General features: G+C 48.8%; 8 protein-coding genes. All 8 read right to left on the bottom strand.

Features of this window, described 5'->3' with window-relative positions; all coding sequences use genetic code 11:
- Window positions 1-132 precede the first annotated feature (132 nt).
- Window positions 133-867, bottom strand: a complete 735-nt coding sequence (gene trmD / locus QZT18_RS08750) for a tRNA (guanosine(37)-N1)-methyltransferase TrmD (protein ID WP_227032296.1) — start codon at window positions 865-867, stop codon at window positions 133-135.
- A gap of 30 nt (window positions 868-897) precedes the next feature.
- Window positions 898-1410: a ribosome maturation factor RimM gene (gene rimM / locus QZT18_RS08745; RefSeq protein ID WP_294146753.1), complete on the bottom strand. Its 513-nt coding sequence runs from the start codon at window positions 1408-1410 to the stop codon at window positions 898-900.
- A 132-nt stretch (window positions 1411-1542) separates the two neighbouring features.
- Window positions 1543-1770 (bottom strand): KH domain-containing protein, encoded by a 228-nt coding sequence (locus QZT18_RS08740; RefSeq protein ID WP_003506987.1) that lies wholly within the window; start codon window positions 1768-1770, stop codon window positions 1543-1545.
- Window positions 1771-1988: 218 nt separating this feature from the next.
- Window positions 1989-2228, bottom strand: coding sequence for a 30S ribosomal protein S16 (gene rpsP, locus QZT18_RS08735; RefSeq protein ID WP_003506984.1), 240 nt, complete (start codon window positions 2226-2228; stop codon window positions 1989-1991).
- A 63-nt stretch (window positions 2229-2291) separates the two neighbouring features.
- Window positions 2292-3656, bottom strand: coding sequence for a signal recognition particle protein (ffh, locus tag QZT18_RS08730; protein ID WP_125140247.1), 1365 nt, complete (start codon window positions 3654-3656; stop codon window positions 2292-2294).
- Window positions 3657-3721: 65 nt separating this feature from the next.
- Entirely contained in the window at window positions 3722-4066 is a 345-nt protein-coding gene (ylxM, locus tag QZT18_RS08725) for a YlxM family DNA-binding protein (RefSeq protein ID WP_366925831.1), read from the bottom strand.
- A gap of 79 nt (window positions 4067-4145) precedes the next feature.
- A complete protein-coding gene (locus QZT18_RS08720) occupies window positions 4146-5987 on the bottom strand; it encodes a sensor domain-containing diguanylate cyclase (RefSeq protein WP_294146697.1) in 1842 nt (613 codons plus the stop codon).
- Complete coding sequence (locus QZT18_RS08715; RefSeq protein WP_294146695.1) at window positions 5956-8196, bottom strand: sensor domain-containing phosphodiesterase; 2241 nt, start codon at window positions 8194-8196, stop codon at window positions 5956-5958. Before QZT18_RS08715 ends, QZT18_RS08720 begins: the two co-directional genes overlap by 32 nt.
- Between the last annotated feature and the right edge of the window lie 29 nt (window positions 8197-8225).

Genomic DNA, 8225 nt, shown 5'->3' with positions numbered 1-8225 from the left:
GGAAGCGAGTCCCCGTAGGAATCTTTTCTCCTGGATTCCCCCTCACCACACCCTATAAACCGGGACTGAAGACTCATATACACAATCCCACTCCCCCGTCCGCCATCTTACAGAGGCGTCCTCACCTCTCAACTAATCCTCCCCTTTAAGCTGCGCCAGATACAACGCCTCCTTCTTCGATAAAACAGCATCTTCAAGCAGTTCCGGTCTGCGCTCCAGTGTGCGTTCTATGGATTTCCTGCGCCGCCACTCGTCGATGTTTTTATGATGGCCCGACAAGAGCACCTCAGGCACTTTTTTGCCCATAAACTCCTCGGGCCTGGTGTACTGAGGGTATTCCAGCAGGTTGTCGTGAAATGATTCAAATTCCGCGGAGACGTCGTTATTCAGCACTCCCGGCACCAGCCTTGAGATGCAGTCTATCATAACCATGGCAGGCAGTTCGCCGCCAGTGAGCACATAGTCACCGATGGAGAGATAATCCGTCACTACAAGTTCCAGAACCCGCTCATCGATTCCCTCATAGTGGCCGCAGAGGAATACAAGCTCATCCTCCTGCGCCAGCTCCTCGGCAATTTTCTGGTTAAATACCCGGCCCTGGGGTGTCATATAGATTACTCTCGGCCGCTTTCCGATCTTCCCGGCCAGATCCTCACAGGCCGCGTAGATCGGTCCGGGCTGCATCACCATTCCCGCTCCGCCGCCGTACGGATAATCGTCCACGTGATGATGCTTGTCCGTGGAATAATCCCGTATATTGACGGCTTCCACCGATATCAGGCCGTTCTCCATGGCCCTGCCGGTAATGCTGGTGTTAAGCCCTCCCATCACCATCTCGGGAAACAGCGTTAGAATATGAAAATTCATAAATTTATGCTCCTTAAAAATATCCAGATATTATAAATCCAGAAGGCCGTCCATAATATGGACCGTCACCTTTCCCTCATCCAGGTTTACATCCAGAATGCACTCCTTGATGGATGGGAACAGGTATTCCTTCCCGTCATTGCCGTCGATCACATAGACGTCGTTGGCGCCGGTCTGGAGGATATCCTTCACCGTACCAAAATCCGCCCCTTCATCCGTGACCACCTTAAGACCGATTAAATCTATGATGAAATTCTCATCCGGCTCAAGCTCAACCGCCTGCTCCCTGGAAACGAGAAGATCTTTTCCCTTATACAGTTCCATATCACTGATATTGTCATAGCCCTTGAACTTGACAATGACCATATTCTTATGGAATTTCACCTGCTCCACTTCCATGGGAATACGTTCTTTTCCCGTGTCGAGCAGCACTTCCTTCAGCTTTTTAAATCTGTTTGCGTCGTCGGTTGTGGGAAATACCTTTACCTCTCCTTTAATTCCATGAGTCGAGGAGATAACACCCACCCGCAGAAACTGTTCCATCCTGCTTCCCTGTCCTTTCCGTGCGGCAGACTGTAATTCCGCCGTTATCATATAGAAAAATCCCATTTTTCAGGATTCTTTATCCGTATCAAAAGAAAAGCCGTCTTCCCCTGCAGGCCGGCGGCTTTTACGTTACTGAATTTCTACAATAACTTTCTTATCATCTTTGGAAGCTGCTGCTTTTACAACAGAGCGGATTGCCTTGGCAATACGTCCCTGTTTACCGATCACCTTTCCCATGTCTGAGGCGGCAACCTTAAGCTCAACTACAATCTCGTCATCTTTCACCGATTCTGTAACTGCAACTTCGTCTGGGTTTTCAACCAGTGCTTTTGCGATCACTTCAACTAATTCTTTCATACCAATTCACCTCACAGGCCAGGCTGCTAATTGTCACTGTTCCCAGCCCTGCTAAAACGCAGTCCTGCGAACAGCAACTCGCTTCGCGATGCACAGAAACTGCAAGATGCAGTTTCGCGCCGTCAGACTCGGGATTCTCATACGCAACACGCATAAAAACACCCTGCGGGACTGCGTGCCCCGCTTTATCGGGTATAACGGCTGTGAATAGTAAGTGATTACTGGATGCCGGCGATTTTTAAAAGTTTACCAACTGTTTCGGTTGGCTGAGCACCTGTAGATAACCACTTTTTAGCTGCTTCCTCATCGATCTTGATTGTGCTTGGCTCTGTGTTAGGATCATAGTAACCAATCTCTTCGATGAATCTTCCGTCTCTCGGGGATCTGGAATCTGCAACAACAATTCTATAGAAAGGAGCCTTCTTCTGACCCATTCTTTTCAGTCTCATCTTTACCATTTTACTTTCACCTCCTTGGGTTAATTCTGTATAGATAATGCTTATGCATCATACTAACTGTTTTTAAAACGGGAATTTCATCTTCCCGAGCATTCCGCCAAGACCACCGCCGCGGCGTTTGCCGCCTCCCATCATTCCGGGAAGCTGTTTCATCATCTTCTTCATCTCGCCGAACTGCTTCACCATCCGGTTCACCTCGGCAATGTCCACGCCTGCGCCATTCGCAATGCGCTTTTTCCTGGAGGGGTTGATGAGATCCGGGTTCTTTCTCTCCTCATCCGTCATGGAGAGGATAATCGCCTCGACTCTTCCCATCGCCTTCTCATTGTCGTCCAGATCCACGCCCTTTAGCTGGTTCATACCCGGCATCATCGTTAGAATGCTGGACATGCCGCCCATCTGCTTAATCTGGCGCATCTGATCCAGGAAATCATTATAGTCAAACTCGGCTTTTTTAATCTTTTTGCTGAGTTCTTTTGCTTTTTCTTCATCCATCACGGCTGCGGCCTTGTCGATAATCGACAGCACATCGCCCATACCGAGTATCCTGGATGCCATCCTGTCAGGATAGAACTGCTCTAAATCGGAAAGCTTTTCTCCCATGCCGACGTAAAGAATCGGTTTGCCGGTTACGGCTTTAATGGAAAGGGCCGCACCGCCTCGTGTGTCACCGTCCATCTTGGTCAGAATAACGCCGTCGACGCCGATCTTGTCGTTAAACATTCCGGCTACATTGACCGCATCCTGTCCCGTCATGGCATCAACTACGAGAAGCGTCTGGTTTACATCCACATTCTCCTTGATTTCCACCAGCTCATTCATCATATCTTCGTCGATATGAAGACGTCCGGCGGTATCGATGATTACCACATTCTGGCCGTTCTTCGACGCGTGCTCGATTGCCGCCTTTGCAATGTTCACCGGCTTGTGGCCCGTACCCATGGAAAATACAGGCACTCCCTGCTTCTCACCGTTCTTCTGAAGCTGTTCAATCGCCGCAGGACGGTATACGTCGCAGGCCGCCAGAAGGGGATTTCTTCCCTTGGCCTTAAGCTTGCCCGCTATCTTGGCCGTGGTCGTCGTCTTACCGGCTCCCTGAAGGCCGGCCATCATGATAACCGTAATCTCATTGCTGGGTTTTAAAGCAATCTCCGTCATCTCGGAACCCATCAGTTTTACGAGTTCGTCGTTGACAATCTTTATTACCATCTGCCCCGGATGAAGGCCGTTCAGCACATCGGTGCCCACCGCCTGTTCCTGTACAGAATTGATAAACTGTTTTACGACCTTAAAGCTTACATCGGCCTCGAGGAGAGCCATCTTAACTTCCTTAAGTCCCGCTTTAACGTCCGCTTCCGATAAGCGTCCTTTTCCCGTCAGGTTTTTAAAAACATTCTGCAGTTTGTCTGCCAAGCTTTCAAAAGCCATTCAAAACCCTCCGTTCAAGTCAGGCAGTAAAAAGCATGTTACACGTACTTTTCATCGCCAATCAATCATACAAGTTTCAGGATATCATTGGAAATCCGTCCAACGCGCTTAATCAGTTCCTTGTCTTCTGTCTCAAGAAACTCGCCGGTAAGGCTGTTAATCTCCTCCACCAGCTCCCTTGTCTTAATAAACTTCTTAACAAGGCCCAGTTTTTCTTCATAACCATTCAGTATTTTGTCGCAGCGCTTTATCATATCATGGACTCCCTGACGGCTGATGCCTTTTTCTTTTGCAATCTCGCTCAGGGACAAATCGTTGAACACAACATCTTCGTAAATCGATTTCTGATGCTCTGTAAGCAATTCACCGTAAAAATCATATAAAAGACCCTGCTCTACAATTTTTTCCATTTCAATCACCTGACTTATCATACAACAGGTTCAACAGGGTGTCAAGTGTTTTTTCTTTACACCCTGCTTTTTCTTTTCATCAATTTAATTCGGCAGCTTCCGCCTCCGGCGCTTCATGGCAGACAAAGCGGTTTTTGCCTTTTCTCTTTGCCATATACATTGCATGATCCGCATTGCGGTAAAGTTCCTGGTAGGTCCTGCCGTCAAACGGACAGGCCGCAACTCCGATGCTGACGGACATCCCCACTTCCGTTTCCCCCTGTGAATGGCTCATTTTAGACAGAATCAGCTCCGCCTTCTTCTGCGCATTCTCAATGTCCGAGGTATCGGACATAAAAGCGGCAAATTCATCCCCGCCGATCCGGGCGACCGGATCATAATCGCGGAATGACTGGCGGAGGAGTTCTCCGATTTTGGCGAGATAACCGTCCCCCGCCTCGTGTCCCTTCGTGTCATTGACCAGTTTGAAGTTATCCACGTCAATCATAAAGAAGAATCCCTTCTGCTTTTCTTCGATAATAGACTCCACCTTGCCCACAAACGCCTCCCGGTTCATAAGGCCGGTCAGGGTATCGGTCGAACTTAAGGAGAGCAGGTTCATCTCTTTCGCCTTGCGCCCCGTAATATCGGTCAGTTTTCCTATAACAATATCCTTATTGCCGCTGATCGGCTGCATCTTGCATTCACACCAGATCCAGCCTCCGTCCCGTCCCAAAAGTCTCAGTTCCACAACCTTTAGCTCTCCGTCCGTCCTGACGGATGCAATGGACTCCACGGTCTCCTCCACATCGTCGGGATGGACAAGGCCTCCGCAGAAGCTGCTGAATTTTTCGATGCTGTGCCGCACGACGCCAAGGAGTTCCGTCGCATTCTGCGTAAGCTGAAGCACGTCTGTTTTAAAATTGTATTCAAACAGGATGGTATCTGAAAAATTAGAAAGCGCCGCATATCTCGCCTGTTCCAGTTTGATCCGGCGCCCGCTTTCTATCATCAGGATATAAATGAGCAGACCGGCCAGAAGCGTGATCCCCACCAGGGACATTCCCATCAGGATCGTATCGTCTAAAAGCTGTGAGGACACATCCTTCATCAGGTTGGCATCGGAAAAACTCATCAGGTTCCATCCCTCGAACCCCATGGGAATATTGGTCAGAAACGCACTCTCCGCATCGGCGTCCACCGTGAGGGTAATGTTTAAGTTTTCCTCAACGGCCCGGATAAATTCATCGATGCCCTCCTTATTCTTCGCATTCCCCAGGATATCACAGATGTTTTGGCCAACCCACTCTTCTTTGTCACTGCAGTAAAGAATCTGGCCGTTGCCGTCGGCAATACAGCTCACCATGGTTCCTCTCATACCGGAATAACCCTCCAGCAGGTTCATCAGTTCAGAAACACTGACGGCGCATTTGACGACGCCGGCCGTCTTTCCATCCCTGATAACGGGTTCGCCGGCAAAAAAGTAATATCCTCCCCTGGACGGGGAATAGATGAGCTTGGAAACGGCTGGTTTTCCTTCCAGCAGCTTTATGTAAAACTCCTGTTCCTCCGGCTTCAGGTTCGGCTGTCCGGACCTCTCCTTCCACACTTTTGCCGAAACGTAGGCAACGGGAAAATTCTGTGTCCCGTTTACCTGGGAGAGGTATTCGTTAAATTCCTCACTCTCCAAATCAAAGGAGGAAGCGCCCGCGAATTTGGCCGCCGACTTGAGGCGCACCTTCATATTGGTCAGATCCTCGCTGATTTTAATGCTCTGGGCCTCCCCATACTCCATAAGGTTTTCTTTTTCTATGCTCATGAAACGTTTATTGACTTTCGTACCGTAATTAATAAAAATAGAATAAATCAGGACGCAAAAAGCGGTTACAGCAACTGAGAAAAAAATCGTTCTATACCTGCTGTATTTCACTTTCTCCTCCATGTATCTCCCCCTCCTTTATAAAACTTCTATACTCGTCTTCGGATAAAGGCGGTGACACTAAAAATCCCTGCAGATAATCGCAGTCCAGTTTCTGCAGCAGATGCAACTGTTCCCTGCTTTCCACGCCTTCCACAATCGTCAGCATGTTAAGCCGTTTTGCCATCTGCAGCACGCTCTCAACCACAATCTGCCTTCGGACATCCTCCCCCTCCGAGGCCAGAAATCCCCGATCCAGCTTCAGAATATCAAGAGGAAGCACCTGGAGTACATTGAGGGAAGAATACCCCGTCCCAAAATCATCCATGGCGCAGATAAAACCCGCTGTTTTCAGTTTTTTCAAAACCTGCTGCATTAGTTCCAGGTCCTCTACGGCAATACTCTCCGTAAACTCCAGTTCCAGTTCGTCATTCTCTATCTGATATTTGTCTCTGATCGCAATATAAGTCTCCACAAATTCGGGTTGAATCATCGTATGTCTCGACACATTGACGGCAATACAGACAGAAGGCATCCCGTTCTCTTTCAACCGGTTAATCAGGATACAGATCTTCTCATAGAGATACTGGTCCAGGCCGGCTATCATGCCGTTTTTCTCGAACAGTCCGATAAAATCATCCGGCATCGCATAAATCTGTCCGCCGCGCATCCACCGCACCAGCGCCTCCGCCCGGTGTTTCTTCTGTCCGCTCACCTTCCGGAGCTTAACCTGCGGCTGTAAGTAGAGCACGAACTCTCCGTCTGCAAGAGCCGCCCTCATCTCCGACTCCATCTGTATCTCATTCAGAGCCTTAACCCTCAATTCCTCGGTAAAAAAGCCGGGCCTGCTTCCCCTCAGGTTCTTCACCGACTTCTGTGCCATATTGGCGCGGTTTAACAGTTCGTCCATGTCCATATTACAGGAGGACTCCGGAATAAAGACGCCGCTGTTGACCTCCACCTGGTAATTCTTTTCTTTAAACGGCGTGAAGGAAGCCAGTTTTTCCACGAGCCGTTCAAATCTTTCCTGAAGCTTTTCCTCTTCATCGCGTTTCCACAAAAACGCAAAATTATCGTCGCTGACACGGCAGAATATCTCCGCCTCCCGGCAGTTTTCTTTCAGACAGAATGCCCAGTACTTCAATATTCTGTTTCCCGTATGGAAGCCGAACAGATCATTGATGTATTTGAAATTTTTGATATCACAGTACCATATTGAATACTCCGACGGCGCCGCCGCCGCAAAGAGCACACCCGCTTCCCTCCTGAAACCTTCCAGATTGAGGCTGCCCGTCAGCGCATCGTAATACTCAAGGCGCAGTTTCTTCCGGTAAAGCTCATCTCTCTGCATCAGGGAGGCTATATAGAATGCCAGTGTAAAGAGCATCGTAATGTCGGAGCGGTGCTTGGTAAAATTCCCGATGGTGATCATGCCGGACAGCTCTTTCCCTGTAAAAATGGGCGTACAGCAGAGGGAGGTAACTCCTTCCGCTTTCAAAAACTCATAATTTTCCGGATCTGTTTCCCTGATACTCTCCGTATCCATAATCAGGATCTGGGATGAGCTGCTTAAAAGTTTACCGCATTCCTTCATGTACGCGGACGGCAGTTTACCGGGACTCCGCATGCCTTCCGGCCTGCTTCCCCACTCGACCAGGGTGGGATACTCTCCGCAGCTGTGGATGGTTCCCCACTCTGCGTCAAAAAAAGGACAGATATTGTCCATTATCCGTCTCTGCGCTACCAGCTGATCCGCCTCATCAAGCATAGGCTGAATACAGTTCATCAGTATATTCTGGCTCTCGAAGCTCTCCTCCAGGGCGCTTAAAACAGCGTCATGCCCTTCCAGCGCCGTTGCAATCTCCATACGGACGGTCCGCCCGTCCAGATCCACAAATTTATCTTTTAAAATATAATCGCTATTCAAGAAAGGATTATGACGCGTCCAGGTATAGTAATGATCCTTGCTGAGAAGATGGTTGGTACAGAACGGACAGGGGGCGGAACGGCCCTGAAAAACCTCATAGCATTTCTCACCCTGATAATGATCGCGCTTTAATTCCTCGGCGATAAATTTCTCATCGCTGATATAGATCACCTCATACGTCTCCGGATCGCTGAAATAAACGAAAGATTCCGGCATCTCCATTGTCAGTATCTCATTGATTGTCCACTGATACCTTTTTATGATATCAAGCCCTCTTTTCTGCCTGTTTCTGAATTCCTCTCTCAACGTCTCACTTCCTTTTCTTTTGTACATTA

It is taken from the genome of uncultured Clostridium sp. (genome assembly GCF_900547735.1).
GTDB lineage: Bacteria > Bacillota > Clostridia > Lachnospirales > Lachnospiraceae > Otoolea.
This window is presented reverse-complemented; position numbering and strand designations above follow the sequence as displayed.

Coding starts and splice junctions, on each gene's coding strand:
- trmD (WP_227032296.1), bottom strand. CDS start 867: ATGAATTTTCATATTCTAACGCTGTTTCCCGAGATGGTGATGGGAGGG.
- rimM (WP_294146753.1), bottom strand. CDS start 1,410: ATGGAACAGTTTCTGCGGGTGGGTGTTATCTCCTCGACTCATGGAATT.
- QZT18_RS08740 (WP_003506987.1), bottom strand. CDS start 1,770: ATGAAAGAATTAGTTGAAGTGATCGCAAAAGCACTGGTTGAAAACCCA.
- rpsP (WP_003506984.1), bottom strand. CDS start 2,228: ATGGTAAAGATGAGACTGAAAAGAATGGGTCAGAAGAAGGCTCCTTTC.
- ffh (WP_125140247.1), bottom strand. CDS start 3,656: ATGGCTTTTGAAAGCTTGGCAGACAAACTGCAGAATGTTTTTAAAAAC.
- ylxM (WP_366925831.1), bottom strand. CDS start 4,066: ATGGAAAAAATTGTAGAGCAGGGTCTTTTATATGATTTTTACGGTGAA.
- QZT18_RS08720 (WP_294146697.1), bottom strand. CDS start 5,987: ATGGAGGAGAAAGTGAAATACAGCAGGTATAGAACGATTTTTTTCTCA.